The following is a 26,016-nucleotide window of genomic DNA, read 5'->3' as shown; positions in this document are numbered from 1 at the left end:
CCGGTGACCGACCGCGAGACCGGGTCCGCCGCCGACGGCGCGGTGGACCCGGCCGGCCTGGACGCCGGCACCTACGAGGTGCTGCGCAACCGGCTCGCCGAGCAGGCCACCGAGCTGGCCGGGCGGGCGGAGCGGCTGAACGCCCGGCGGGTGGAGGTCTTCGGCAGCACCGAACTGCGCCTGATCAGCACCGAACGGATCCGTACCGAGCACAACTGCGTACCCCGGGACATCGTTTCGGTCGGCGGCCTGATGCTGTTCGGCTACAACGTCTTCATCGGGCTCAAACCCGAGACGACGGTGGACGACGTCTTCTCGCTGCACCGGTTCGTCCGGCCGGCGGCCACCGGCGCGGACGGCCCGGACGGCTTCCGCTTCGACCAGGTCGACCCGGCCGATCTGCCCGGCCTGCTGCGCGACCCGCAGTTCGAGCGGGACTTCGCCGAGCTGTACCGGTACTACCGGCAGACCCGGCTGCTGCAACTGCGCCGGCTCGACGGCCGGTTGCTGGCGGTGTTCCAGACCGGGCCGCGGACCGACGACATCCGGGTGCTGCGCTGGCGGATCGACAGCGACGGCACGGTGACGTACCTCGACAACCGGGGCGAGCGGGACCACGTCTTCCCGTCCGCGCACGACTTCGAGTGGACCGAGACCACCCGGGAGGACCACGTCCTCGGCCGCCACCCGCACATCTCCATCCAGGGCGAGGTGTTCGTCGAGACCGTCGGCGCCGACCTCACCGTCAAGGTGGAGAACAACACCGAGACCGGGGAGGGGATCTACCACGAGCCGGTCGACGAGCCGTTGCAGAGCCTGGCCGACGCCGACGTCGGCTACGCCCGGGTCGGTCCGCTGATCCTGCTGCGGATCCGGCCGTACAAGGAGACCGACTGGCGGCACCTGGTCTTCAACACCCTCACCCGGGAGGTGGTCCGGCTCGACGGGATCGGCCAGGCGTGCCAGCGGCTGCCCGAGGACCACGGGATCATCTTCCCCGGCGGCTACCACCTGGCCACCGGCCTGACCCGCACCTTCGACACCGACGTGTCCAGCCTGGAGTTCGAGCGGATGGTCCGCTCGCCCAACGGCGAGGACGTGCTGTACGTGTTCCACGCCCGGGACGAGGGTCGATCGCTGCTGCTGCCGTACAACGCGATCCGCAAGGAGGTGGCCGCGCCGGTCCCCTGCCACGGCTACTCGATCTTCGACGACGGCACGATGGTGGTGTTCCGGGCGATCTCCGACGAGCCGACCCGGGTCCACCCGATGCAGATCTGGCAGACCCCGTACGCCTCGGAGAGCTACGCCGCCGGCCAGCCGGCGGGCACCGGGCCGCTGGAGCGGATCGGCAACGCCGACCTGGTCCGGGGCATCTCCGACTGCCTGTCGGTGGCCCGGATGGCCGATGCGACGACCCCGGCCGCCGGGGTCTACCAGGCCCTGATCGCCGCCTGCACCCGCGCCTTCGACCACTACCACTGGCTCGGCGATCCCGACCTCGGCGACCTGGCCGAGCCGCTGGCGGCGGTCCGCTCGACCGCCACCGGCGTCCTCGACGAGTACGAGAAGGTGCGGGCGCTGACCGCGCAGGCGGGCGTCGCGGTGGAGGAGAGCGCCGAGCGGATCGCCTCGCTGACCCGCCGGGTACGGGGTGACGCGCCGCTGACCGCCGACGACTGGGTACGCCAGCTCGCCGGCCTGCGCCAGGCGCAGGGGCACCTGGTGACGCTGCGCGAGCTGCGCTACGTCGACCTGGGCCGGGTCGACGAGCTGGCCGCCCAGCTCGACGTCGAGCTGGCCGAGGCGGGCCGGCGGGCGGTGGACTTCCTAAGCCACGACGACGCCCTCACCGGCTACCAGGCGGAGATCGGGCGCCTCGGCGAACGGGCCGCCGGCATCGCCACGGTGGCCGAGGCGACGCCGGTCCGCGACGAGCTGGCCGAGCGGGCCGAGGGGCTGCAGACCATCACCGAGGTGGTGGGGGCCCTGGACATCGCCGACGCCACCGTCCGTACCGGCATCCTGGCCCGGATCGGTGAGGTCCTCGGCGGAGTCAACCGGGCTCGGGCGGTACTGGACAACCGCCGGCGGGAGCTGAGCCAGGCGGAGGGCCGGGCCGGTTTCGCCGCCGAGTTCGCCCTGCTCGGGCAGGCGGTCACCGGCGCACTGGCGGCCGCCGACACCGCCGAGCGGTGCGACGAGCAGCTCGGTCGCCTGCTGCTCCAGGTGGAGAACCTGGAGTCCCGGTTCGGCGAGTTCGACGACTTCCTCGCCGAGCTGGCGACCCGGCGGACGGACATCTACGAGGCGTTCTCGTCGCGTAAGCAGGCGCTGCTCGACGAGCAGGGCCGGCGGGCGGACCGGCTGGTCGCCTCCGCCGACCGGATCCTGCTCAGCGTCCAGCGGCGCGTCGCCACCCTGAGCTCCCTCGACGAGATCAACACCTACTTCGCCTCCGACCCGATGGTCGGCAAGCTCCGCGCGGTCGTGGCGGAGCTGCGGTCGTTGGGGGACCAGGTCCGGGCCGAGGAGCTGGACGGGCGGGTCCGCGCGGCCCGGCAGGAGGCCGGTCGCGCCCTGCGGGACCGGACGGACCTGTACGCCGACGGCGGCGAGACGATCCGGCTGGGCCGGCACCGGTTCGCGGTCAACACCCAGTCGATCGACGTCACGGTCGTCCCGCACCACGGGCGGCTGGCGGTGGCGGTCACCGGCACCGACTACCGGTCGCCGGTACGGGACGAGTCGTTCGAGCGGACCCGCCGGTTCTGGGACCAGCTGCTCGTCTCCGAGTCGCCGGAGGTGTACCGCGCGGAGTACCTGGCCACGTCGATCCTGGCCGACGCCGAGGCGGGCCGGGGCCCGTTCACCCTGGACGCGCTGCACACGGCGGGGGTCGACGGCGGGAAGCTCTCCGAGCTGGTCCGCGCCGTGGCGGAGACCCGGTACGACGAGGGCTATGAGCGGGGCGTGCACGACCACGACGCCGCCGCCGTCCTGCACGCCCTGCTGCGGCTGCACGCCGGGGCCGGGCTGCTGCGCTGGCCGCCGGCCGTGCGGGCCGCCGCGCAACTGTTCTGGCGGTACGGCACCGACGACGGCGCCCGCCGGTCCTGGTCGGCGCGGGCGGTCTCCCTGGCCCGCGCCCGGGAACGCTTCGGGCGACCGGCGGCCCGGGCGGACGGCCCGCAGCCGGCAGCTGGCGACGACCGGCCGGGTGTGCGTCCGGGCACCGGCACCGGCGGCGACGGGTCGGGTGTCTCGCCCGGAGCGGCCGCCGACGGGGACGCGATCGACCGGTTGCGGGCGGAGCTGGCCGCTGCGGCGGCCCGGTGGCTGCGGGAGGCCGGTCTGCCGGGCCCCGCGGCCGAGTCCGACCTGGCCGGCGAGTACCTCTTCGAGGAGCTGGCCCGCGCGCCGTTCGGCTTCGTCACCGGTGCCGGGGCGCGCGGCCTGCTGGATCGGTTCCGGCGGGCCCTGGGCGGCCCGCAGGCGAGGTCGAGCATCGAGTTCGACGAGGATCTGCGGGCCCTCGGTGACGACCTGGCCAGCCGGTACCAGCTGGTGGAGGCGTGGCTGAGCGCGTTCCTGGCCACCACCGGGGGTGAGCTGTCCGGGTACGACCTGCCGGAGGCGATCGCGATCGAGCTGTGCGGGCCGGAGCTGCCGCGGCACGAGTCCGCGGCCACCCTGACGGAGACGGTGACCGGGCTGCTCGGGGCCCATCCGCGGATCGGCGGATCGGCGCTGACCCTGCGGCTGGACGAGACGCTGGCCCGGACGCACCGGTTCCGCACCGAGCAGGTGCCGGCGTACCGGGACTACCAGCGGCGGCGCAACGAGCTGGTGGCGGCCGAGCGGGACCGGCTCCGGCTGGCCGAGTACCGGCCGAAGGTGATGAGCACCTTCGTCCGCAACCGGCTGCTCGACGAGGTGTACCTGCCGCTGATCGGCGACAACCTGGCCCGGCAGCTCGGCGCGACGGGCGATGCGAAGCGGGTGGACCAGATGGGTCTGCTGCTGCTGATCTCGCCGCCCGGCTACGGCAAGACCACCCTGATGGAGTACGTGGCGAGCCGGCTCGGCCTGGTCTTCGTGAAGGTGAACGGGCCGGCGCTGGGCAGCCGGGTGACCTCGCTGGACCCGGCGGAGGCGCCGGACGCCACCGCCCGGCAGGAGGTCGAGAAGATCTCCTTCGCGTTGGAGCTGGGGAACAACGTCCTGCTCTATCTCGACGACATCCAGCACACCTCGCCGGAGCTGCTGCAGAAGTTCATCCCGCTCTGCGACGCCCAGCGCCGGATCGAGGGGGTGTGGGAGGGCCGCACCCGCACGTACGACCTGCGGGGCAAGCGCTTCGCGGTCTGCATGGCCGGCAACCCGTACACCGAGTCGGGGCAGCGGTTCCGGGTGCCCGACATGCTCGCCAACCGGGCCGACGTGTGGAACCTCGGCGACGTGCTGTCCGGCCGGGACGAGGTGTTCGCGTTGAGCTACATCGAGAACGCGCTCACCTCGAACTCGACGCTCGCCCCGCTGTCCACCCGGGACCGGGTTGACGTGGAGCTGCTGGTGCGGATGGCCCGGGGGGACGAGACGGTCCGCCCGGACCAGCTCTCCCATCCGTACTCGGCGGTGGAGTTGGAGGGGATCGTCGCGGTGCTGCGCAAGCTGCTGCGGGTGCAGCGGGTGGTGTTGGCCAACAACCAGGCGTACATCGCCTCGGCGGCGCAGGCCGACGCCTCCCGTACCGAGCCGCCGTTCCAGCTCCAGGGCTCCTACCGGAACATGAACAAGCTGGCCGAGCGGATCGTCCCGGTGCTCACCGACGAGGAGTTGGAAGCGGTCGTCGACGACCATTACCTCGGTGAGGCGCAGACCCTGGCGGCGGGGGCGGAGGCGAACCTGTTGAAGCTCGCCGAGCTGCGCGGCCGGCTCACCGCTGAGCAGGCGCGGCGCTGGGCCGAGGTGAAGGCGGCCTTCCTGCGGGCCCGGGCGCTCGGTGGTTCCGACGATCCGCTGGACCGGGCGGTCGGTGCGCTCGGTCTGCTCGCCGACCGGGTCGGCGGGGTGGAGACGGCGATCGGCCGGGCCGCCGGCCGGGATTGACGCCGGCGGCATTTCCGAGGAACGTCAGGCAACCCCCGCCCCTCCCACCTCCGTTTGATCGGTGAGGTGAGGTGAGGAGGTGGCGGGATTGCCTGCCGACATCGAGGGTTACCGCGAGTACGTCGCGGCGCGGCTGGATCCGCTGCGCCGGACGGCGTACCTGCTCTGCGGCGACTGGCACACCGCACCGACGGCACCGCGGACCGCCTCACCAGGCCGACGCGCCGCTGCTCACCCTGGACCAGCTTGCCGCCGTGGCCATGTCGCCCGGGCTGACCCTCTACCCGTGACGCTCGCCGGGGCGTCCACCGCGCGCCCCGGCCCGGTCAGCCGTAGTAGCGGCGCAGCTCGCGGCTGAGCACCTTGCCGGTGGCGTTGCGGGGCAGGTACTTCACGAAGATCACGTCCCGGGGCACCGAGAAGCGGGCCAGATAGTGGCGGACGTACTCGCGTACCGCCTCCGGGTCGAGCTGCTCGCCGGGGTGCAGGGCGAGGAACGCGGCCAGCCGCTGGCCGTAGTCCGCGTCGGGGACACCGATCACGGCGACCTCGCGTACCTGCGGGAGCCGGGCGATGAGGTCCTCCACCTCGGAGGGGAAGACGTTCTCCCCGCCGGAGACGATCATGTCGTCGGCCCGCCCGTCGACGAAGAGCAGGCCGTCGGCGTCGACCCGGCCGAGGTCGCCGGTGTCGAGGAGGCCGTCGTGACGCTCCCGGGCGGCGCCGGAGGTGTAGCCCTCGAAGAGCATCTCGTTGCCCACGAAGATCCGCCCGACCTGCCCGCTCGGGACCGGCTGGCCGGCGTCGTCGAGGATCTCCAGCCGCGTACCGTGCGGCGGGCGGCCGGCGGTCGTGGCCGCCTGCCGCAGGTCGGCCGGGCCGGCGATGGACGCCCAGGAGACCTCGGTCGAGCCGTAGAGGTTGTAGACGACGTCGCCGTAGCGGTCCATGAACGCGGTGGCGAGCCCGCCGGGGAGGGCGGAGCCGCTGACCGCCACCACTTTCAGCGGTGGACGCCGCTCCGGTGCCGGCGCCTCCATCAGCCGTTGCAGCATCACCGGCACGGCGAACAGCGCGTCACAGGACCGGTCGGTCAGGGCGGCGAGCGTGGCGGCCGGGTCGAACCGGCGGTGCAGCACGACGGTGGCGCGCAGCGCGAACGCCACCTGGAGCGCGGCGTACCCCCAGGTGTGGAAGATCGGCGCGGCGATCAGCACGGTGTCCCGTACGTGCAGCGGGATGCGGTCGATGATGGACACCAGCGGACCGAAGCCGTTCGGGGTGGGGCGCCGGGCCCCCTTCGGCGCGCCGGTGGTGCCGGAGGTGAGCACGATGGTCCGGCCGTCCCGGTCCGGCGGCTGGAGCTGCTCCCCGGGGAGCGCGCCGGCGATCAGCTGTTCCTGGCGGCGCTCGTCGACGCGGTGCACGTCGGCGGGGAAGCCGAGCAGCCGCTCGGCGAATTCGGCGTCGTGCACCAGCACCCGGAGCCGCTGCTCCTCGGCCACGGTGGCGAGCTGGGCCGCGGAGAGCCCGGTGTTGACCAGTACGGCGTCCGCGCCGAGCAGCATCGCCGCCACGACCGCCTCGATGAGTCCGTGGTGGTTGCGGCAGAGCACGCCGATGCGGTCGCCGGACTGCACGCCGAGCCCGGCCCGCATCGACCGGGCCAGCCGCTCCGACCGGTCGAGCAGCTGCTGGTAGGTCAGCGTGGCGCCCTGCTCGTCGACGACGGCGGTACGTCCCGGGTCGCGCGCGGCGGCCTGGCGCAGTTCACCGGCGAGGCTCCAGCCCCATCGGCGCAGCGCGTTCAGTTGGGAGGCGACCCGGATCGGGCGGCCTGGGGTGAGCAGTCCGCGTCGGGTCAGCGTGGCGACGATGAACGGCAGGTCCAAGCCGCGGCCCTCCTTCGCGAGAGTTTCTCCCGATCATGCACCCGTGCCGCTGGGCAGCCCAGTCGGCGTGATCATTCGTCCAACCTGCGGACACGTCGGGCCGGCAGGACTCCTGCGGCCGGTGCGGAGGGACCGGCGGCCCGACCCGCGACGGCGTACTCGCCCGGCACGGCGGGTGTCGTCGCGGGTCGGGTCGGGGTCCGCCGGCGATCAGCGGATCTGCATCCCGGAGATGGCCCGGGAGATGACCAGCCGCTGGATCTCGGAGGTTCCTTCGAAGATGGTGTAGATCTTGGCGTCCCGGTACCAGCGTTCGACCGGGTGGTCGCGCAGGAAGCCGGCGCCGCCGAGCAGCTGGACCGCCCGGTCGGTGACCGAGACGGCCACCTCGCCGGCCTTGAGCTTGGACATCGAACCCTCGCCCGCACTGAACGGCCGGTTGTTGCGGCCCATCCAGGAGGCGCGCCAGACCAGCAGCCGGGCCGCGTCGATCTCCATCTTCATGTCGGCGAGCGCGAACGCGACCGCCTGGTTCTCGATGATCGGTCGCCCGAACTGCACCCGGTCCTTCGCGTAATCGAGGGCGTACTCGTAGGCGGCGCGGGCGACGCCGAGCGCCTGGGCGCCGACGGTCGGGCGGGACAGTTCGAAGGTGCGCATCGCCGCCTGGCCGGAGGCGCGCTGCCCGGACCGGGCCCGGGCGAGCCGCTCGTCCAGGGCATCCCTGCCGCCGAGCAGGCAGCGTCCCGGCACCCGTACGTCGTCGAGGAAGACGTCGGCGGTGTGGGACGCGCGCAGCCCGAGCTTGCGGAGCTTGCGGGTGGCGCTGAGCCCCGGCGTGCCGGGCGGTACGACGAACGCCGCCTGCCCGCGCGAGCCCAGTTCGGGCTCGACCGAGGCGGTGACCACGTGCACCCCGGCGATCCCGCCGTTGGTGGCGTACGCCTTCTGGCCGTTGAGCACCCACTCGTCGGTGGCCTCGTCGTAGACCGCGCGGGTCCGCATCGAGCCGACGTCCGAGCCGGCCTCCGGCTCGGTGGTGCAGAACGCCGCCACGGCCGGCTCGTCGACGTCGCCGAAGCACTGCGGAACCCATTCGACGAGCTGGTCCGGCGTGCCGGCGCCGTAGATGGCGGCGACCGCGAGGGAGGTGCCGAAGATGCTGAGACCGATGCCGGCGTCACCCCAGAAGAGTTCTTCGCTGGCGATCGGGAGGGAGAGGCCGGTGGGGTCGGCCCAGCAGGTGGCGAGGAACTCGAAGCCGTAGAGGCCGACCTTCGCCGCCTCCTGGATGATCGGCCAGGGGGTCTCCTCGCGGGCGTCCCACTCGGCTGCGGCCGGGCGCACGACCTCGGCGGCGAAGCCGTGCACCCAGTCGCGAAGGTCCCGCTGTTCCTCGTTCAGGTCGAGCGAGAACTCGGCCACGGTCAGGCCTTGGGGATGTCGAACAGGTTGGCGATGTTGGCGGCCAGGCCCAGGTCGCCCTTGGCCTTGAGCTTGCCGGTCATGAACATCATGACCGGGTTGGCGCCACCGGAGACGATCTTCAGGAACTCGACCGGACCCATGGTGAGGCTCAGTTTCGGGTCCCGGGTCGGGGTCTCCGAGACGGTGCAGGTGCCGTTCTCGATGACGATCTCGTAGGTGTCGGTGCCGCCGTCCGGGCGACCGGTGATGTTCCAGTGGATGACCGCGTTGGTGGAGCCGGCGCGGTCGGCGCGGAACAGCGCCGGCATCCGGTTGAAGACCTCGCTCAGCACCTTGCCGCGCAGGTCGCCCGACATGATCTCGGCGATCTTGTCGTCGGGGGTGGACTTCACCAGCTGCGCGAACTCCTTGGGGCCGACGTTCGCGAAGTTGGCCGGGTCGAAGCCAGTCATGGGGGATGCACCTCTCGGAGCGGGCCGACTTTGGTTACTCTCGCGTAACCTTACGCACGAGTAGGTATGCTCGCAAGGGTGTCCGGCACACCCACCTTCAAGCGCCTGCCCCGGGCCGTCCGCGAGCAGCAGATGCTCGACGCGGCGGTCAAGGTCTTCTCCCGCCGGGGCTTCCACGCGGCCAGCATGGACGAGATCGCCGACGACGCCGGCATCTCCAAACCGATGGTCTACGCCTACCTGGGGACGAAGGAGGAGCTCTTCGTCGCCTGCCTGCACCGGGAAGGCACCCGGATGATGGAGGCCATCGCCGGGGCGGCGGCCCCCGATCTGCCCGCCGACGAGCGACTCTGGCGCGGGCTGCGCGCCTTCTTTGGTTTCGTCGGCGCGCACCGGGACGGCTGGGCGGTGCTCTACCGGCAGGCCCGCGGCTCCCAGCCGTTCGCCGGCGAACTGGCCACCATGCGCGAACGGCTGGTCGAGGTGGTCGCCGGCATGCTCGACCACGCGCTGCGGGCAAAGGGCCGCGAGGTCGGCGCCACCGACCTGGAGGTGGTCGCGTACGCCCTGGTCGGGGCGACCGAGTCACTGGCCGACTGGCTCGCCGACCATCCCGAGGCCGACCCGGAGAAGACCGCCACCCGGATGATGAACGTCGCCTGGCTCGGCGCCGACCAGCTGCTGCGCGGTGTCGCCTGGCACCCGCCGGCCGACTGAGTCACCGCCCGGAACCGCGGCGCTCCACCCGGATCTCGGCGACGTGGGCGGTCCGAGGCCCGGAAAGCCGCGGGTTGCCGCATCTTGAGTTGAGCAACGGGTCGCGGCGGCAGGCGGGTCCGCCGTCACCGCGGCTGGCGGACCGCGGCGCGGGTGCGAGCGCGGCGGCGGGCCCAGCGGGCCACCTCGAACAGCCCGGTGGCCGCCAGGGAGAGCCCGACGCCGACGAGCAGACCCCGGACCGGGTCCCGCTCGAAGGCCAGCCCGCCGAAGTAGCCGAGCAGCCCGCAGTAGGTCGCCCAGGTGCCGCAGGCGAGCCCGTCGTACATCAGGAAGCAGCGCACCGGGTAGCGGACCGCGCCCATGGTCAGGGTGACCGCGGTCCGGCCGCCGGGGACGTACCGGGCGGTGGTCAGGATCATCCCACCGCGCCGGTCGACCGCCCGGCGGGCCCACTCGGAGCCGGCCCGCCGCCGGCTGTCGGCGGGCAGCCGGGCCAGCCGGTGCGCACCGCCGCCGCGCCCGATCGCGTACGAGAGGTGGTCGCCGGCCAGCGCCCCGAGCGCGGCCGTCACGATCACCGCGACCAGGTTCGGCTCCCCGCCGGCCGCGAAGACCGCAGCGGTGATCACCACGGTCTCGCCCGGGATCGCCGGGAAGAACGCGTCGACCGCGGTGACCGCGATGATCACCAGGTAGACCCACGGCGAGGTCACCGTGTGGTGCAGCAGGTCGAGCACGTCCCCCATGCCCTCATGCTCGACGGTGGGGTGTCAGCGGGGGGCGGAAACGGCACCGGCGAAGGCGGCCAGCTTCTGCTCGGCGGTCGGCCCGTGCGAGCTGAGCACCACCGGTACGCCCAGCTCCGCGGCCACCGCCGCGGGCCAGTCGGCGGGCGGGTCGGCGTACACCGGGCGGGCCGCCAGCAGCCGGGCGGTGAGCGCGGCCTGCCGGTCCAGGTCGCCGGCCGGGCCGGTGACCAGCCGGTCGAGAATGTCGTAGCGACGGCAGATCCGCAGCCCGGGGCCGGCCAGGTCGACGTGGGTCAGCGCCAGCCCGTCCACCCCGCCGGCGACGGCGAGGGCGTACCGGTGGGCGACCGCGTCGAAGTGACCGAACCGGAACCGGCCCTGCCAGGGGTTGCTCGGGTTGTGCGGGTCGGTGAACGGCAGCGTCGGATCCTCGGTGACCAGCGGCCCCGGGCCGTGCCGGGTGGTGGTCACCCGCAGCACCCCGAGCCGCTGCGCGGTGCCGGCCAGGCCCGCCTCGGCGAGCAGCGTCTCGGCGTTGGCGAAGGTGGTGGTGCTCCACGTCGTGTACGGGTGGAAGCCGTGCCACTCGTCGAGCAGCACCCCCTGCGCCCCCTCGAAGACGCAGGTCCCGGCGCGCAGCACCCCGGCCAGGTACGCCCGGTCGACGATGCCCACCCGCTGCGCGAAAGCGGCGTACGCGGGCAGGCAGTCCTCGACCGGCGGGGCGTCCAGCGGGCCCAGCTCGGCGGTGAGCCGGTCCCGCAGCGCGGCGAGCCGGCGGCGCAGCAGCGCCGGGCGGCGGCAGTCGGCCACCCGGGGCGCCTCGTCGGGGTGGGCGAGGCCGTACGCCACCGCCTCGCCCACCCCCAGCCCGCAGGAGCCGTGCCGGTCGGCTCCCCGGGCGATCTCCCGCGCCCGGTTCGCGGCCCGGTGATAGGGCGTGGCCAGCAGCGCCTCGCCGTCCACGGTCAGCCGGTCCAGCGCGTCGGGCACTCCCACCGACGTGAGGTGGTCGGCCTCGGCGGCCAGCGCCAGCGGGTCCACCACCACGTGCCGCGACAGGTGCGTCCGGACCCCGGGGCGGAAGGTTCCCGAGCCGAACTGCGCGAACGTGTGGTGCCGTCCGTCGCGCAGCGCGACGTTGTGCGCCGCCTGCGCGCCCCCGTTGAACCGGACCACCGTGTGCACCGGCCGGCTCGCGCAGAGCCAGTCCACGACGGTGCCCTTGCCGGCGTCGCCGAATCCGAGGTCGACCACCATCACGTGGTTCACAGCCGGGTCGCTCCCCAGCGCGTGTTGCGGGGCAGCGGCGGCGAGGTCCGCTGGGCCCGCCGGCCGCCGCCCAGCCGCGCCAGCGCCCGCCACACGGTGCGGGTGGCCGTCGAGCCGGTCCGGGCCAGGTCGCCCAGCCCGTCGCTGAGGTCGATCACCTGCTCGCCGAGGCCGACGGTGAGCGCGATGGTCTCGCAGACCGCGTCCAGGTCGTCCAGCTCGACGGCGTTCTGCCCGAGCAGGCCACGCCAGAAGTCCAGCACCGTCCGGTTGCCGGCGTAGGCGCTGCCGGCCGGGAGCAGGTGGTAGGTGTCCCAGCGCGAGGTCACCTCGTCCACGATCCGCCGCAGCGACACGTCCTCGACCAGCTCGTCGCCGATCAGCCGGGCCACCTCGCGGGCCTTCACCCGCGGGTACGCCAGCTCGTCGCCGATGATGAACAGGTAGCCGCGCCGGCCCCGCTGCTCCCAGCAGTCGGTGACCGTGTGCCAGGCCATGAAGTACATGGCCAGCTCGTACGACTCGGTCATCTGGCCGCCCCCGCCGCCCTCCAGCACGATCCGGCCGAGGTCGTCGTCCATCCGGTTGTCCGACTCGAACTGGCCGATCTGCAACGGCACCCGGTCGCAGGTGGCGTCCCCGATCGCGCCGAACATGATCTGCGGATCGCGGGCGTATCCCTGCCGCAGCAGCAGGCCGAGCAGCTGCGGCAGCTTGGTCTGGAGAACCCGGGGCACGTGGCCCATCGAGCCGGTCACGTCGAAGAGCACGGCGATGGGGGTCGACTGCGGGTGCTCGGCGGAGTCCCGGCTCTCCCGGACCGCTCCGCGCGGATCCAGTGCGGGGTGCACGGTCCGCGCCCCGCTGTCGCTGTAGGAGAAGGCGCTCGCGCCGGTGGCCCGGCGGTAGCGGTCGGCGGCGCGGTACACGTCGGTGGACCAGATCCCGCTGCCCATGGCAGCCTCCCTAAAGGTTGAGGATGAACGGCTGGTCGGTACGCGGCCCGTACGGCCGCGCCGGCGCCTCGTCGGGCCGGGCGCCGGGGTCGGCCGTGCGGGCGCGCCGCTCGTGCGGTGCGGGGTCGGCAGTCGGCCAGGTCATGCAGCGGGCGGCGAGCCGGTTCGCCTCCTCGGTCCTCACCGCACCGTCTCCTCCCGGGCTGGGCGCAGCAGCGCCGGGTGCAGCAGCCGGGCGTCGCCGGCCCGGTAGAGCTTGGCCCGGGGGCCGCCGCGCGCCCCGCCGCGCTCGGTGCTGGCGCCGGTGCTCTCCACGAACCCCGGCACGGACAGCACCTTGCGGTGGAAGTTCCCGGCGTGCAGCGGGTGCCCCCAGACCGTCTCGTAGACCTCGCGCAGCTCGGTGACGGTGAACTCGGGCGCGAGGAACCGGGTGGCCAGCGGCGTGTACTCCAGCTTCGAGCGGGCCCGCTCCAGGCCGTCGTCGATGATCCGGGCGTGGTCGAAGGCGAGCTGCCGGCTGGTCAGCGCGGTCACCGGCAGCCAGACCGCCTCGTCGGCGTCGGTGCCGGCGGCCGGGTCGGGCAGGTCGGGGGCGAAGGCCAGGTGCGCGACCGAGACGACCCGCATCCGGGGGTCCCGGTCCGGTGCGCCGTAGCTGCCGAGCTGTTCCAGGTGCACCCGGCGCAGCCGCTCGCCGCCGAGCCCGGCCTCCTCGGACAGCTCGCGGCGGGCGCCGCCGGCCAGGTCCTCGTCGGGGCGGACGAAGCCGCCGGGCAGCGCCCAGTGCCCCTCGTACGGCGGCGCGCCTCGGCGGATCAGCAGGAGATGCAGCGCGCCCTCGCGGATGGTGAGCGCCACCACGTCGACGGTGACCGCGACCGCCGGGTAGTCCCGCGGGTCGTACGCGGCGAGGAAGTCCTGCTCGTTCACGTCGTCTCTCTCACTCTGAGAACAACTCAACCTGAGAACAACTTAGCGCACGAGAGCGGGAACGCCAAGCCCCTCTCTCCTCAGCGGACGGTGCCCACCAGGTGCGGCCGTCCGTCCCGTGCGCCGTGCAGGGCGAAGTCCCAGCCCGTGCCGGCGGTGGTGGCGCCGAAGGCCACCGTGGACGGCAGCGGCACCGGCAGTTTGAACGAGACGTCCACCGTGTACGCCTCCGGCAGCCGGCTCTCCAGCGCGGCCAGGCACCGCGCCTTGCTCCACATGCCGTGCGCGATCGGGCGCGGAAAGCCGAACAGCCGTGCCCCCAGCTTCGAGGTGTGGATCGGGTTGTGGTCACCGGAGACCCGGGCGTAGTCGGTGCCGACCCGCGGCGTCACCCGCCAGTGCGCCGACGAGGCCGGCGGGGCCGGGCGGTCACCCCGGTCGCGCCGCGGGCCGCCGCCCGCCTTCCGGTCCTTCCCGAGGTACGTCGAGACGCCCCGCCAGACCTCCTCGCCGTCGATCGAGCCGACCAGCACCACGTCGAGCTGCCGACCCCGCTCGTGCGGGCGCAGGTTCCCGGCGTACGTGCGGAAGTCCAGCGTCTCGCCGGCCTCGACCGGCCGGTGCACGGTGATCCGGTTCGCCACGTGCACCACCCCGGTCAGCGGGATGGGGAACTCCGGCGCGGTCATCAGCCGCAGCGACAGCGGGAAACCCAGCACGTGCAGGTAGGTCGCCGGCAGCCGGTCGGCCAGCCGGAACCCGCAGACCCGGTCGTAGTCGGCCAGGTGGGCCCGGTCCACCGTCACGCCGGTGACGCCCAGCTCCACCTCGGGCACGTCCCGGCCGCGCCGGCGGCCCGTCCCGGGCAGCGCGCCGAGCAGGGCGCGCCGGTAGAGCGCGCCGGCCGCCGGCAGCCGGGGCAGGTCGATCCGGACCCGCCCCTCCGGTCCGGCTGGCCCGGCCGCGTTCGGCGTGGCCGCCGACCGGCTCGACGCGGCCGCCGCAGCCGCAGCGGAGAGGTCGTGGGTCAGGTCGCCCGCCAGCGCGGACAGGTCCTGGGTCGCCTCGGCGGAGAGATGGGGAGGCTCCGTCGCCGGAGTGCGCGACGGCTCCGGGCCGCCGCGTGCGGTCAGGGCGTTCCGGGCCGCGGTGAGGTCCTGCGTCGGCCCCTCGATCAGCTCGTGCACGGACAGTTCCTCGGCCGGCTCCTCCGACCGCCGCTTGCGCCGCACCATCACGCCCCCAGCAGGCTCTGGCCGCAGACCCGGACGATGTTGCCGCTGACCGCGCCGGTCGCCGGCCAGGCCAGCCAGCCGATCGTCTCCGCCACGTCCACCGGCAGGCCGCCCTGGGCCATGCTGTTCATCCGCCGGCCCGCCTCTCGGATCATCAGCGGGATCCGCGCGGTCAGCCGGGTCTCGATGAACCCGGGCGCGACCGCGTTGAGGCTGATGCCCCGCTCCCGCAGCACCGGGGCGAGCGAGTCGACCAGGCCGATCACGCCGGCCTTGCTGGTCGCGTAGTTGGTCTGGCCCCGGTTGCCGGCGATGCCGGCGATCGAGGAGACCGAGACGATCCGGCCGCCGGCCGGGATCAGGTCGCGTTCCAGCAGCACGTCGTTGATCCGCTCCTGGCTGGACAGGTTCACGTCGATGACCTGGTCCCAGCGGTCCGCGTCCATCCGGCCGAGGGTCCGGTCCCGGGTGATGCCGGCGTTGTGCACCACCACGTCGACCCGGCCGTGCCGGCTCGCCAGGTGCTCGGCCAGCCGGGTCGGGGCGTCCGGCGCGGTCAGGTCGAGCTGCACCGCGCTGCCACCGATCTCGTTGGCCACCTCGGCCAGCGCGTCCCCGGCGGCCGGGACGTCCAGCGCCACGACCTTGGCGCCGTCCCGGGCGAGCACCTTCGCCAGGGCCGCGCCGATGCCCCGGGCCGCGCCGGTGACCAGCACGACCTGCCCGTCCAGCGGCCGGTCCCAGTCGGCCGGCGCGGTGGCGGTGCCGGTGCCGACGTGGATCACCTGACCGGAGACGTACGCGGAGCGGCCGGACAACAGGAAGCGCAGGGTGGCCTCCAGGCTGACCGGGGTGCCGGCGTCGCCGTCCTTCGCCACGTACACCAGCTGGGCGGTGACGCCCCGGCCGAACTCCTTGCCGACGCTGCGGGTGAGCCCCTCCAGGGCCCGCTGGGCGGTCGCCTCTCGGGGCGAACCACACTCCGCGGGCGGGGTGCCCAGCACGATCACCCGGCCGCTCGGGGTCAGGGAACGGGCGTGCGGGTGGAAGAAGTCGTAGAGCTGGCGCAGCCCGGTGGAGTCGGTGATGCCGGTGGCGTCGTACACCAGGCCGGCGTAGCGTGCCGTGGCGTCGGTGGCGGCGACCGGGTCGCGCAGCTCGACCCCGGCGAAGGTCAGCATCTTGGTGACCTGCTCGGCGAGCCGGCCGCCGGTCGCGGCGCCGAGCAGGACCGGCCCGGGAACGAGCGGATCGCCCGGCGTGTGCCGGCGCAGTCGGGGCGGGTCGGGCAGCCCGAGGCGCTTGACCAGCGCCCGACCGGCCCCCGTCTGGACGAAGCTCGCGTACCTGTCGGTCATAGGCGTAGCCTACTGGCGAGTAGGGTTCGGGCAACAGCTCAGAGGAGGCCGATCGTGCAGAGTGTCCGGCGGGTCGCGGTCATCGGCGGCAACCGCATCCCCTTCGCCCGGTCCAACTCGCGCTACGCGCACGCGTCCAACGCCGACATGCTCGGCGCGGCCCTGGACGGGCTGGTCGCCCGGTTCGGCCTGGCCGAGCAGCGGGTCGGCGAGGTGGTCGCCGGCGCGGTGCTCAAGCACTCCCGGGACTTCAACCTCACCCGCGAGGTGGTGCTCGGCTCCCGCCTCGACCCGCACACCCCGGCGTACGACATCCAGCAGGCCTGCGGCACCGGCCTGGAGGCCGCCATCCTGGTCGCCAACAAGATCGCCCTCGGGCAGATCGAGGTCGGCATCGCCGGTGGCGTGGACACCACCTCGGACGCGCCGCTGGCCATCAACGAGGACCTGCGCCGCACCCTGCTCCAGCTCAACTCCGCCCGGACCCTCGGCGAGCGGCTGAAGGTCGCCGCGAAGCTCCGCCCGCACCAGCCGTTCAGGCCGGAGATCCCGCGCAACGCGGAGCCGCGCACCGGACTGTCCATGGGGGAGCACGCCGCACGGACGGCGCTGCTCTGGAACGTCGACCGGCAGGCCCAGGACGAGCTGGCGCTCCGCTCGCACCAGCGGCTCGCCGCCGCGTACGACAAGGGGTTCTTCGACGACCTGATGACCCCCTACCTGGGGCTGACCCGCGACCAGATTCTCCGGCCGGACACCAGCCTGGAGAAGCTCGGCTCGCTCAAGCCGGTGTTCGGCGCCAAGGGGCCGGACGCCGAGCGGGCCACCATGACCGCCGGCAACTCCTCCCCGCTCACCGACGGCGCGTCCACGGTGCTGCTGGCCAGCGAGGAGTGGGCCCGAAAGCACAACCTGCCGGTGCTGGCCTGGTTCTCCTGGTCCGAGACCGCCGCGGTCGACTTCGTGCACGGCGACGAGGGGCTGCTGATGGCCCCCGCCTACGCGGTGCCCCGAATGCTGGCCCGGGCCGGCCTGAGCCTTCAGGACTTCGACTACTACGAGATCCACGAGGCGTTCGCCTCACAGGTGCTGGCCACCCTGGCCGCCTGGGAGTCGCCGGACTTCTGCAAGGAGCGGCTGGGCCTGGACGCCCCGCTCGGCTCGATCGACCGGGAGCGGCTCAACGTCAACGGCTCCTCGCTGGCCGCCGGGCACCCGTTCGCCGCCACCGGTGGGCGGATCGTGGCCACCCTGGCCAAGCTCCTCGACCGGAAGGGGAGCGGGCGGGGTCTCATCTCCATCTGCGCCGCCGGTGGGCAGGGCGTGACCGCGATCCTGGAGCGCTGACCCGGCGCAACGCACGACCCCTGCGTCAATCAGACGTCGATCATCTGGCGGAGGACGTCGCGTACCTGGGTGACCTGCTCCGGGGTCAGCCGGTGGATCGGCCCCCGTCCGGTGAACCGGCCGGTGGAGACCGTACGAATCTGCTCGGTGATCGCCCAGCCGCCTCGCTGGCCGGGGAGGTCGATCCGGAGGCGGTGCAGCCACCCGGGACGCTCCCGGGTGGTCAACGGCAGGACGCTGGCCAGTGCGCTCCCGGTGAGGGCCAGGTGGAACGCGGAGGACACCACCAGGGCGGGACGGTGGCCCCGCTGCTCATGACCGGATGTCGGGTCGAAGTCGAGCCACCAGACCTCCCAGGGTCGGACCTGTCGGGTCACGCCTCCTCGTCCCACGGGTCGGCGACCGTGGCGTCCGCGCGGTGCCAGCCGTCGGCCTCGACGAGGTATTCCGTCCAGCCTTCCCGGTCGACGGCGCGGTAGTGGTCCATCGCCGCGACGGCCTTGGCCTGCCAGTGCTCCTGGAGGAGCCGCTTGACGGCCTCGTCCGCGCTGACTCCGCCGTAGTCCTCGTGGGCGACCCGGAGCACCTGCTCGCGGGTCTCCGGACTCACCCGCATCATCGTCGTCATACGCCTGAGTATACGGCTGCGTTTACGCGGCGGATGCCATCCGCCAGATCGCGTGAGCGCCCGGGTCCGCCCGGTCCCTCCTGCGGAGCCATCGTGGCCCGACCAGAACCCTGGTCAGGGCGTACCGGAGAATGAGGGCCGTGACGACGATCCCGAACGTGCTCGCCAACCGGTACGCCTCGCCCGAGCTGGTCGCCCTCTGGTCCCCGGAGGAGAAGGTACGGATGGAGCGGCGGCTCTGGCTCGCCGTGCTGAAGGCCCAGCGGGACCTCGGCGTGCCGGTGCCGGACGGGGTGGTCGAGGCGTACGAGCGGGTCGTCGACGACGTCGACCTGACCTCGATCGCGGCCCGGGAGCGGGTCACCCGGCACGACGTGAAGGCCCGGATCGAGGAGTTCAGCGCGCTCGCCGGGCACGAGCACGTGCACAAGGGGATGACCTCCCGGGACCTCACCGAGAACGTCGAGCAGCTGCAGATCCGCGCCTCGCTGGAACTGATCCGGGACCGGGTGGTGGCCACCCTGGTCCGGCTCGCCTGGCACGCCCACGAGTACGCCGGCCTGGTGATGACCGGCCGGTCGCACAACGTCGCCGCGCAGGCCACCACGCTGGGCAAGCGGTTCGCCTCGGCCGCCGAGGAACTGCTGATCGCGTACGAGCGGCTGGCGGACCTGATCGACCGCTACCCGCTGCGCGGCATCAAGGGGCCGGTCGGCACCGCCGCCGATCAGCTCGACCTGTTCGACGGTGACGCCGACAAGGTGGCCGAGCTGGAGCGCCGGGTGGCCGAGCACCTCGGATTCAGCCGGGTGCTGGACAGCGTCGGCCAGGTCTACCCGCGCTCGCTGGACTTCGACGTGCTCTCCGCGCTGGCCCAGGTGGCCGCCGCGCCGTCGTCGCTGGCCACCACGATCCGGCTGATGGTCGGCCAGGAGTTGGTCACCGAGGGCTTCAAGCCCGGCCAGGTGGGCTCCAGCGCGATGCCGCACAAGATGAACACCCGCTCGTCGGAGCGGGTGAACGGCTTCGCGGTGATCATCCGAGGTTACCTCTCGATGGTCGGCGAACTGGCCGGCGACCAGTGGAACGAGGGGGACGTCTCCTGCTCGGTGGTCCGGCGGGTCGCCCTGCCCGACGCGTTCTTCGCCGCGGACGGGCTGTTCCAGACCTTCCTCACGGTGCTGGACGAGTTCGGCCCGTACCCGGCGGTGATCAACCGGGAGCTGGAGCGCTTCCTGCCGTTCCTGGCCACCACCAAGATCCTGGTGGCGGCGGTCCGGCGCGGAGTCGGCCGGGAGGTGGCGCACGAGGTGATCAAGGAGCACGCGGTCGCGGTGGCGCTGGCCATGCGGGAGAAGGGCGCAACCGAGAACGACCTCTTCGACCGCCTCGCCGCGGACGGCCGCCTCGGCCTGACCCGCGCCGAGATCGACGCTCTGGTCGCCGACCGCAACGCCTTCGTCGGCGCCGCGGGAGCCCAGGTCGACCGGGTCACCGCCCGCATCGCCAAGATCGTCGAAACCCACCCCGACGCCGCCGCCTACTCCCCACCCCCCATCCTCTAACCCCCACCCCCCACCCCCCCTGGTCGTGTTGATCAAGGGGTTTGCGTCCGGGTTGATCTCCTCAATGACGTAAACCCCTTGATCAACACGAGCGGATGGGGTGGGTGGATCAGGAGTCGCGGGTGGGGGTTTCGGCGGCCGAGGCTAGGTTGGGGGCGCTCGCCGGTTCGGCGATGCCGCCGGGGGCCTCGGCGATCTCCGGCTCGTGGGCCGTGTCGGCCGCCACCATGGGCTGGTCGGGCGGCATGACGTCCGGCATCTTGGGTACCGCGATGACGGCTGTGCCGTACGCGCAGATCTCCATCCACATCTCACCGCAGTCCCGGCTGTCGAAACGCATGCCGATCACCGCGTTCGCGCCGAGTCGCCGCGCCTCCTCGCCGAGGCGGGCCACCGAGTCGGTGCGCCACCGGGTGAGGTTGTCCGGTGCCAGCGGGTCGTAGGCGCCACCGCGGAGGTTCTTGACTCCCTCGCGGTACGGGTTCCGGGTCCTCGCCATCGAGGAGACAACTTCGCCGAGGATCTGGCGGATCTCGTAGCCGGGCAGTTGATCCGTCGTCACGACCAGCACAGTTCCGATGCTGTCAGCCCGTCGGCGGCCGGTTCGCGAGCCGTGTTCACCTGATCGGATGCTGCAAAACGGCGCGGCGCGGACGGTCGGGGTGTCCCCGGGCCATCCGCGCCGCACGTGGTCCTAACCGTCGGACACCGGCCACCGAGGTGGTCCGGGCCCGGTTGCACCCGATGGAAACATCGACGCCCGAAGATGAGGCGGCGAGGGGTGCCGGCGTTCCGTCGCCAGATCCCCATCGGGATCGACCGATCCCGGTGCCTGCTCCCGCCGGCGTCCGGCCGGTCTGTCGGAAACCAGTCCCAGGTCCACCTCGAACGAGAGAAAGTGCCTGTTCAGCGGGTTGTCCGCGCCGCCCGGGCGGGAACCGGTACAACGAATTCGTATCGAGGTCGCAACGAACCCGCATCGGCGTTCCGCCCTGCCGGCCGGTTACGCCGATCACTGCCTGAACTGGCCCCGGCCGGTGCGGGCCAGGCGGTATCTGCCAGGTAGGCTGGCTGCGCTCGCCCGTAGTGGGCCGGCACCCAACTGCGTACACAGTCAGGAGTGCCCCGTGCCTCGCGTCGTCGTCGACGTCATGCTCAAGCCCGAGATCCTCGATCCGCAGGGCCAGGCCGTCGCAAACGCGCTGCCCCGGCTCGGCGTCAGTGACGTCGCCTCGGTCCGGATCGGCAGGCGGATCGAGATCGAGTTCACCGGCGAACCGGACCTGGACCGGGCCCGGGAGATCGCCGACAAACTGCTCGCCAACCCGGTCATCGAGGACTTCACCGTCCACCTGGTCGAGGCCGACGAGACCGTGGACGCGCACCCGTGACCGCCCGGGTCGGTGTGGTGACCTTCCCCGGGTCGCTCGACGACGGGGACGCGGCGCGGGCCGTGCGGATCGCCGGCGCCGAGCCGGTCCGGCTCTGGCACGGTGACCCGGAGCTGCACGGGGTGGACGCCGTCGTCCTGCCCGGCGGTTTCTCCTACGGTGACTACCTGCGGTGCGGCGCCATCGCGCGGTTCGCCCCGGTGATGGAGACGATCGTGGACGCCGCCCGGGGCGGTCTCCCGGTGCTCGGCATCTGCAACGGCTTCCAGATCCTCTGCGAGGCCCACCTGCTCCCCGGCGCGCTCACCCGCAACCAGCACCTGCACTTCCGCAACCGGGACCAGATCCTGCGCATCGAGGCCGTCGGCACCGCCTGGACCAACGTGTTCCAGCCGGGCCAGGAGGTGCTGATCCCGGTCAAGAACGGCGAGGGCTGCTACGTCGCCGACCCCGCGACCCTGGACCGGCTGGAGGCCGAGGGCCGGGTCGTCGCCCGCTACCTCGGCGGCAACCCCAACGGTTCGCAGCGCGACATCGCCGCGATCACCAACGAGGCCGGCAACGTGGTCGGCATCATGCCGCATCCCGAGCACGCGGTGGAGGCGCTCACCGGCCCCTCCCTGGACGGTCTGGGCTTCTTCACCTCGGTGCTCAAGCACCTGGTGGGGGCGCCGGCGTGACCGCGAGGAGCGAGCCCGGGCTGCGAGCGCCCCAGTCGCGAACGAAGAGTGGTCCGGCGACCGCGCGCGGCGGGATCACCGGTCGGCTCACCCGCCGCCACGGCGGCGAGCGCAGCGAGGAGAGGTCATGACCACCCATCCGGACGCGGCCCTGCGGGAGACCCCGCCCGTCGGGCCGCAGGCCGGCCCGGCCGACGACTGGGCACACGGCGTGGACACCGTCCCCCAGGCCGTCGACACCCCGGACGAGCTCCAGCCGTACGCGGAGCTGGGCCTCCGCGACGACGAGTACGACCGGATCCGGCACATCCTCGGCCGCCGGCCCACCCAGGCCGAGCTGGCCATGTACTCGATCATGTGGAGCGAGCACTGCTCCTACAAGTCGAGCAAGGTGCACCTGCGCCAGTTCGGCGAGAAGGCACCGCCGAGCGACCGGCTGCTCGCCGGCATCGGTGAGAACGCCGGCGTGGTCCGGGTCTCCGACGAGCTGGCGGTGACCTTCAAGGTCGAGTCGCACAACCACCCGAGCTTCGTGGAGCCTTACCAGGGCGCGGCGACCGGCGTCGGCGGCATCGTCCGGGACATCCTCGCCATGGGCGCCCGCCCGGTCGCGGTGATGGACCCGCTGCGCTTCGGCGCGGCCGACCACCCGGACACCGCCCGGGTGCTCCCCGGCGTGGTGGCCGGCGTCGGCGGCTACGGCAACTGCCTTGGCCTGCCGAACATCGGCGGCGAGGTCGTCTTCGACCCCTGCTATCAGGGCAACCCTCTGGTCAACGCGCTCTGCCTCGGCGTGCTGCCGGTCGACCGGCTGCAGAAGAAGGAGGCCGCCGGCCCCGGCAACGTCGTGGTGCTGATGGGCGCCAAGACCGGCCGCGACGGCATCGGCGGCGTGTCGGTGCTGGCCAGCGCCACCTTCGACGAGAGCAGCGAGCAGCGCCGTCCGTCGGTCCAGGTGGGCGACCCGTTCACCGAGAAGCTGCTGATCGAGGCATGCCTCGAGCTGTACGACGCCGAGCTGGTCGTCGGCATCCAGGACCTCGGTGGCGCCGGCCTGACCTGCGCGCTCACCGAGACCGCCGCGGCCGCCGGCACCGGCATGCGGGTGTGGCTGGAGCGGGTGCCGCTGCGCGAGCCCTCGATGGAGCCGCAGGAGATCCTGGCCAGCGAGTCCCAGGAGCGGATGCTGCTGGTCGTCGCCCCGGACAAGCTGGAGGCGGTGCTCAAGACCGCCGACAAGTGGGGCGTGCTCGCCACCGCGATCGGTGAGGTCACCCCGCCGGCCCCGGACGGCCAGCCGGGCCGCCTGCTGATCACCTGGCGTGACCGGATGGTGGTCGACGTGCCGCCGGGCTCCCTGGTCGACGACGGGCCGGTGTACGCCCGCCCGATGCGCGAGCCGGCCGACCTCATCCTGCTCCAGGCCGACCGGGCCGAGACGCTGCCCCGGCCGGTCACGCCGGAGACGCTCCGGGAGACCGTGCTGCGGATGATCGCGTCGCCGAACCTGGCCGACAAGACCTGGGTCACCGAGCAGTACGACCGGTACGTGCTCGGCAACACCGTGCTCGCCCAGCCGGAGGACTCCGGCGTGGTCCGGATCGACGAGCGGACCGGCCTCGGTGTCGCCCTCTCCGTCGACGGCAACGGCCGGTACGCGCGCCTCGATCCGTACCACGGGACGAAGCTTGCGCTGGCCGAGGCGTACCGGAACGTGGCGGTGACCGGCGCGAAGCCGATCGCGGTGACCAACTGCCTCAACTTCGGCTCGCCGGAGGACCCGGGCGTGATGTGGCAGTTCGCCGAGGCCGTCCGCGGCCTGGCGGACGGCTGCCTGGAGCTGGGCATCCCGGTCACCGGCGGCAACGTCAGCTTCTACAACCAGACCGGCGCGGCGGCCATCCACCCGACCCCGGTGGTCGGCGTGCTGGGCATGCTGGACAACGTCGCCGAGCGGGTGCCGATGGGCTTCATGCCGCGCCCGGGTGGCGACCACGACCAGCTCTTCCTGCTGGGCGAGACGCACGTCGAGCTCTCCGGCTCGGAGTGGGCCTGGGTCACCCACGAGCACCTCGGCGGCATCCCGCCGCAGGTCGACCTGGCCCGGGAGCGGCAGCTCGCCGACCTGCTGGCCGAGGCGGCCCGGGTGGGCCACCTCAGCTCCGCGCACGACCTCTCCGACGGCGGCCTCGCGCAGAGCCTGGTCGAGTCCTGCCTGCGGCGTGGGGTCGGTGCCCAGGTCGCGCTGCCGGAACACTTCGCCGACGGTTCGATGCCGTTCGTGTTCCTGTTCAGCGAGTCCGCCGGCCGCGCGCTCGTCTCGGTGCCGCGCGGGCACGAGAAGGCGTTCACCGCCCTCTGCGCCGAGCGCGGGGTGCCGTGGGAGTTCATCGGGGTCACCGACCCGGCCGGCGGCGCCCTGGAGGTGCGCGGCCAGTTCCGGATCGGCCTCGACGAGCTGCGTGCCGCGCACACCGCGACCCTGCCGCGCCTGTTCGGCGGCGAGGAGGCGGCCCAGGTGGCGGTGGAGGCGACCCGTACCGGGACCGCCACCGTCCTGCCGGCCACCGCCGAGCAGCCGGTGGACGTCGACGTCGACGCGGTGGCCGCCGAGCCGATCGCCCGGGCCGGTGCAGCCGGTGAGGACGGGCAGCCGGTCGAGGTGGACGCCACCGAGGCCGGTCCGGAAACCGCGGACGCCCCGGAGGCGGTCGCGGACCCGACGGCGGACGCTGCCGAGGCGGCCCCCGCCCCGGCCGAGGACGGACCGGACGGGTCCACGACGGCTCCCGGTGACCCGGACCAGCCCGCCGCGCCCGATCAGCGCTGAGGCCCTGGCCTTGGCCGTGTACGCCCAGCCCGGTTCCGGCGCCCGGTTCGACTGGGGGCTGGCCGGGGCGGCGGAGCTCGGCCGGGTCTGCGCGGCCCTGGTGGTGGTGGACGTGCTCTCGTTCACCACCGCCGTCGAGGTTGCGGCCGGCCGTGGCATGCGGGTGCACCCCTTCCCCTGGGGAGAGCAGGCGGCCGAGTACGCCCGCCGGGTGGGTGCCGTGGCCGCGGTCGGTCGCCGGCAGATGACCCCGGAACACCCGTGGTCGCTCTCGCCGGCGGCGTTGCGTACCGCGCCGGTCGTCGACGACCTGGTGCTGCCCTCGCCGAACGGTTCGGCGATCAGCGCTGCCGCGAGCGCCACCGGCGTGCCGGTGGTCGCGGCCTGCCTGCGTAACGCCCGCGCCGTCGGGCGTTGGCTGCGCGCCGAGGGGTACGGCTCGACCGCCGCACCCGTGGGCGTGGTGGCCGCCGGGGAGCGCTGGCCGGACGGCTCGTTGCGGCCCTGCGTGGAGGACCAGCTGGGGGCGGCCAGCGTGCTGGACGCCCTCGCCGGCGTACCGGGCGGGCTGTCCGTCGAGGCGGCGATGGCGCTCGCGGCGCTGGCCAGCACGCCGGACGTACCCGCCGCCGTCCGGGGCTGCGTCTCCGGCCGCGAGTTGACCGAGGGTGGCTTCGCGGAGGACGTGGCGGTCGCGGTCCAGGTCGGCGTCTCCGAGGTCGTGCCGGTGCTCCGCCAGGGCTACTTCGCCGCTGCCTGATCCAGTCCATCCGCCCGCGGGCCGCGCTGCCCGCCGGAACGCCCACGCAGAACGAAGTGGCCGCCCGGATCATCCGGGCGGCCACTACTCGCGTTGTCTCGGGGCGTCGCGCCCGGCGGTCAGTCGTCCAGCCAGTCCAGCCGGCGCCCGCCGCGCTCCTCCGCGCGACCCCGGCCGGCCTGGGCCGGGTCACCGTAGTGGCCGCCCTGCTCGTAGCCGTGGTTGTCGTAGCCGTGGTTGTCGTAACCGCCGCCCCGCTGCTGCGGGGGCTCCTGGCCGTAGCCGCCCTGCTGGCCGTAGCCACCCTGCGGGGCCTGACCGTAGCCGTCGCCGCCGTAACCGCCGCGCTGGTCGTAGCCGTCGTAGCCCGACCGCTGACCGCTGTCGTAGCCGCCCGGGGAGCCGTTGTCGTAACCACCGCGGCCCGAGCCGCTGTCGTAGCCGCCCTGGGCGCCGTAGCCGCCCGCCCCGTAGCCGTTGTCCGCGCCGTAGCCCTTGTCGGGCTCCGGGCCGCGGCCGTAGTGACCCGGGTCCTGCTGGCCGTAGCCCGCCCCCTGGTCCGGCTGGTAGGTGCTGGTCGGGTACGGGTCGGCCGGTGGGGCGTACTGGGTGCTGTCGCCGGTGTAGCGGCCGGTCGGCTCGTCGTACCGCTCGCCGCCGTAGCCGCCACCGTAGTCCCGGCTCCCGTAGCCGCCACCCGAAGCGGGC

21 protein-coding genes and 1 pseudogene are annotated in these 26,016 nt (G+C 73.4%); 8 read left to right on the top strand and 14 right to left on the bottom strand.

The genetic code is table 11. From position 1 onward, the window contains the following. Positions 1-3: 3 nt before the first annotated feature. Positions 4-5,112 carry a DNA repair ATPase gene (locus ACL02O_RS22795; RefSeq protein WP_412820161.1) on the top strand — a complete coding sequence of 1,703 codons (5,109 nt, stop codon included), beginning with the start codon at positions 4-6 and terminating at the stop codon, positions 5,110-5,112. Positions 5,113-5,438: 326 nt separating this feature from the next. Here the strand turns inward: ACL02O_RS22795 and ACL02O_RS22790 are convergent, their stop codons facing one another. The 3 genes from ACL02O_RS22790 to ACL02O_RS22780 all read right to left on the bottom strand — a co-directional run bounded on the left by ACL02O_RS22790 (position 5,439) and on the right by ACL02O_RS22780 (position 8,884). After that, the gene (locus ACL02O_RS22790) at positions 5,439-7,004 is read right to left on the bottom strand and encodes an AMP-binding protein (RefSeq protein ID WP_412820160.1); all 1,566 of its coding nucleotides are present in this window, start codon (positions 7,002-7,004) and stop codon (positions 5,439-5,441) included. 210 nt (positions 7,005-7,214) lie between these two features. Further along, entirely contained in the window at positions 7,215-8,429 is a 1,215-nt protein-coding gene (locus tag ACL02O_RS22785) for an acyl-CoA dehydrogenase family protein (RefSeq protein ID WP_412820159.1), read from the bottom strand. Between the two features lie 2 nt (positions 8,430-8,431). Continuing rightward, positions 8,432-8,884, bottom strand: coding sequence for an SCP2 sterol-binding domain-containing protein (locus ACL02O_RS22780; RefSeq protein WP_412820158.1), 453 nt, complete (start codon positions 8,882-8,884; stop codon positions 8,432-8,434). A gap of 78 nt (positions 8,885-8,962) precedes the next feature. Between ACL02O_RS22780 and ACL02O_RS22775 the strand changes: the two genes are divergently transcribed. Further along, the gene (locus ACL02O_RS22775) at positions 8,963-9,601 is read left to right on the top strand and encodes a TetR/AcrR family transcriptional regulator (RefSeq protein ID WP_412820157.1); all 639 of its coding nucleotides are present in this window, start codon (positions 8,963-8,965) and stop codon (positions 9,599-9,601) included. 125 nt (positions 9,602-9,726) lie between these two features. Here the strand turns inward: ACL02O_RS22775 and ACL02O_RS22770 are convergent, their stop codons facing one another. The 7 genes from ACL02O_RS22770 to ACL02O_RS22740 all read right to left on the bottom strand — a co-directional run bounded on the left by ACL02O_RS22770 (position 9,727) and on the right by ACL02O_RS22740 (position 16,107). Continuing rightward, positions 9,727-10,350 carry a DedA family protein gene (locus ACL02O_RS22770; protein WP_412820156.1) on the bottom strand — a complete coding sequence of 208 codons (624 nt, stop codon included), beginning with the start codon at positions 10,348-10,350 and terminating at the stop codon, positions 9,727-9,729. A 24-nt stretch (positions 10,351-10,374) separates the two neighbouring features. Continuing rightward, a complete protein-coding gene (locus tag ACL02O_RS22765) occupies positions 10,375-11,625 on the bottom strand; it encodes an adenylosuccinate synthetase (protein ID WP_412820155.1) in 1,251 nt (416 codons plus the stop codon). Next, positions 11,622-12,581: a hypothetical protein gene (locus ACL02O_RS22760; protein ID WP_412820154.1), complete on the bottom strand. Its 960-nt coding sequence runs from the start codon at positions 12,579-12,581 to the stop codon at positions 11,622-11,624. The genes ACL02O_RS22765 and ACL02O_RS22760 overlap by 4 nt, the downstream gene beginning before the upstream one ends. Positions 12,582-12,591: 10 nt before the next feature. Next, complete coding sequence (locus ACL02O_RS22755) at positions 12,592-12,765, bottom strand: hypothetical protein (protein ID WP_412820153.1); 174 nt, start codon at positions 12,763-12,765, stop codon at positions 12,592-12,594. After that, positions 12,762-13,514: an NUDIX hydrolase gene (locus tag ACL02O_RS22750; RefSeq protein ID WP_412820152.1), complete on the bottom strand. Its 753-nt coding sequence runs from the start codon at positions 13,512-13,514 to the stop codon at positions 12,762-12,764. Before ACL02O_RS22750 ends, ACL02O_RS22755 begins: the two co-directional genes overlap by 4 nt. Positions 13,515-13,594: 80 nt before the next feature. After that, positions 13,595-14,443, bottom strand: a complete 849-nt coding sequence (locus ACL02O_RS22745; protein WP_412820170.1) for a MaoC/PaaZ C-terminal domain-containing protein — start codon at positions 14,441-14,443, stop codon at positions 13,595-13,597. Between the two features lie 305 nt (positions 14,444-14,748). Then, positions 14,749-16,107: a 3-oxoacyl-ACP reductase gene (locus tag ACL02O_RS22740; RefSeq protein ID WP_412820151.1), complete on the bottom strand. Its 1,359-nt coding sequence runs from the start codon at positions 16,105-16,107 to the stop codon at positions 14,749-14,751. A gap of 54 nt (positions 16,108-16,161) precedes the next feature. On the opposite strand from ACL02O_RS22740, the gene ACL02O_RS22735 reads away from it, so the two are divergent. Continuing rightward, entirely contained in the window at positions 16,162-17,454 is a 1,293-nt protein-coding gene (locus tag ACL02O_RS22735; RefSeq protein WP_412820150.1) for an acetyl-CoA C-acetyltransferase, read from the top strand. Between the two features lie 29 nt (positions 17,455-17,483). On the opposite strand, the gene ACL02O_RS22730 is transcribed toward ACL02O_RS22735, so the two are convergent. Beyond that, positions 17,484-17,831: a type II toxin-antitoxin system PemK/MazF family toxin gene (locus ACL02O_RS22730; RefSeq protein ID WP_412820149.1), complete on the bottom strand. Its 348-nt coding sequence runs from the start codon at positions 17,829-17,831 to the stop codon at positions 17,484-17,486. Further along, positions 17,828-18,082, bottom strand: coding sequence for a hypothetical protein (locus ACL02O_RS22725; protein WP_412820148.1), 255 nt, complete (start codon positions 18,080-18,082; stop codon positions 17,828-17,830). Before ACL02O_RS22725 ends, ACL02O_RS22730 begins: the two co-directional genes overlap by 4 nt. Before the next feature lie 140 nt (positions 18,083-18,222). On the opposite strand from ACL02O_RS22725, the gene purB reads away from it, so the two are divergent. Beyond that, positions 18,223-19,647: an adenylosuccinate lyase gene (gene purB, locus ACL02O_RS22720; protein WP_412820147.1), complete on the top strand. Its 1,425-nt coding sequence runs from the start codon at positions 18,223-18,225 to the stop codon at positions 19,645-19,647. 109 nt (positions 19,648-19,756) lie between these two features. Here purB and ACL02O_RS22715 read toward each other — a convergent pair whose 3' ends face one another. Then, positions 19,757-20,335: a YbjQ family protein gene (locus ACL02O_RS22715; RefSeq protein WP_412820146.1), complete on the bottom strand. Its 579-nt coding sequence runs from the start codon at positions 20,333-20,335 to the stop codon at positions 19,757-19,759. Between the two features lie 439 nt (positions 20,336-20,774). On the opposite strand from ACL02O_RS22715, the gene purS reads away from it, so the two are divergent. The 4 genes from purS (at position 20,775) to ACL02O_RS22695 (ending at position 25,308) form a co-directional block, all read left to right on the top strand. Continuing rightward, the gene (gene purS / locus ACL02O_RS22710) at positions 20,775-21,038 is read left to right on the top strand and encodes a phosphoribosylformylglycinamidine synthase subunit PurS (RefSeq protein ID WP_412820145.1); all 264 of its coding nucleotides are present in this window, start codon (positions 20,775-20,777) and stop codon (positions 21,036-21,038) included. Further along, positions 21,035-21,718, top strand: a complete 684-nt coding sequence (gene purQ, locus ACL02O_RS22705) for a phosphoribosylformylglycinamidine synthase subunit PurQ (protein WP_412820144.1) — start codon at positions 21,035-21,037, stop codon at positions 21,716-21,718. The genes purS and purQ overlap by 4 nt, the downstream gene beginning before the upstream one ends. Positions 21,719-21,845: 127 nt before the next feature. Further along, complete coding sequence (purL, locus tag ACL02O_RS22700; RefSeq protein WP_412820143.1) at positions 21,846-24,548, top strand: phosphoribosylformylglycinamidine synthase subunit PurL; 2,703 nt, start codon at positions 21,846-21,848, stop codon at positions 24,546-24,548. Positions 24,549-24,558: 10 nt separating this feature from the next. Further along, complete coding sequence (locus ACL02O_RS22695) at positions 24,559-25,308, top strand: 2-phosphosulfolactate phosphatase (protein WP_412820169.1); 750 nt, start codon at positions 24,559-24,561, stop codon at positions 25,306-25,308. 119 nt (positions 25,309-25,427) lie between these two features. Here the strand turns inward: ACL02O_RS22695 and ACL02O_RS22690 are convergent. Beyond that, positions 25,428-26,016 (bottom strand): annotated as a pseudogene (locus tag ACL02O_RS22690) (carboxypeptidase regulatory-like domain-containing protein); the annotation flags it as partial.

Origin of the sequence: Micromonospora mangrovicola (genome assembly GCF_047200535.1) — a bacterium.
GTDB lineage: Bacteria > Actinomycetota > Actinomycetes > Mycobacteriales > Micromonosporaceae > Micromonospora.
The sequence above is the reverse complement of the archived record's forward strand: the minus strand, read 5'-3'. Positions and strand labels throughout refer to the sequence as shown.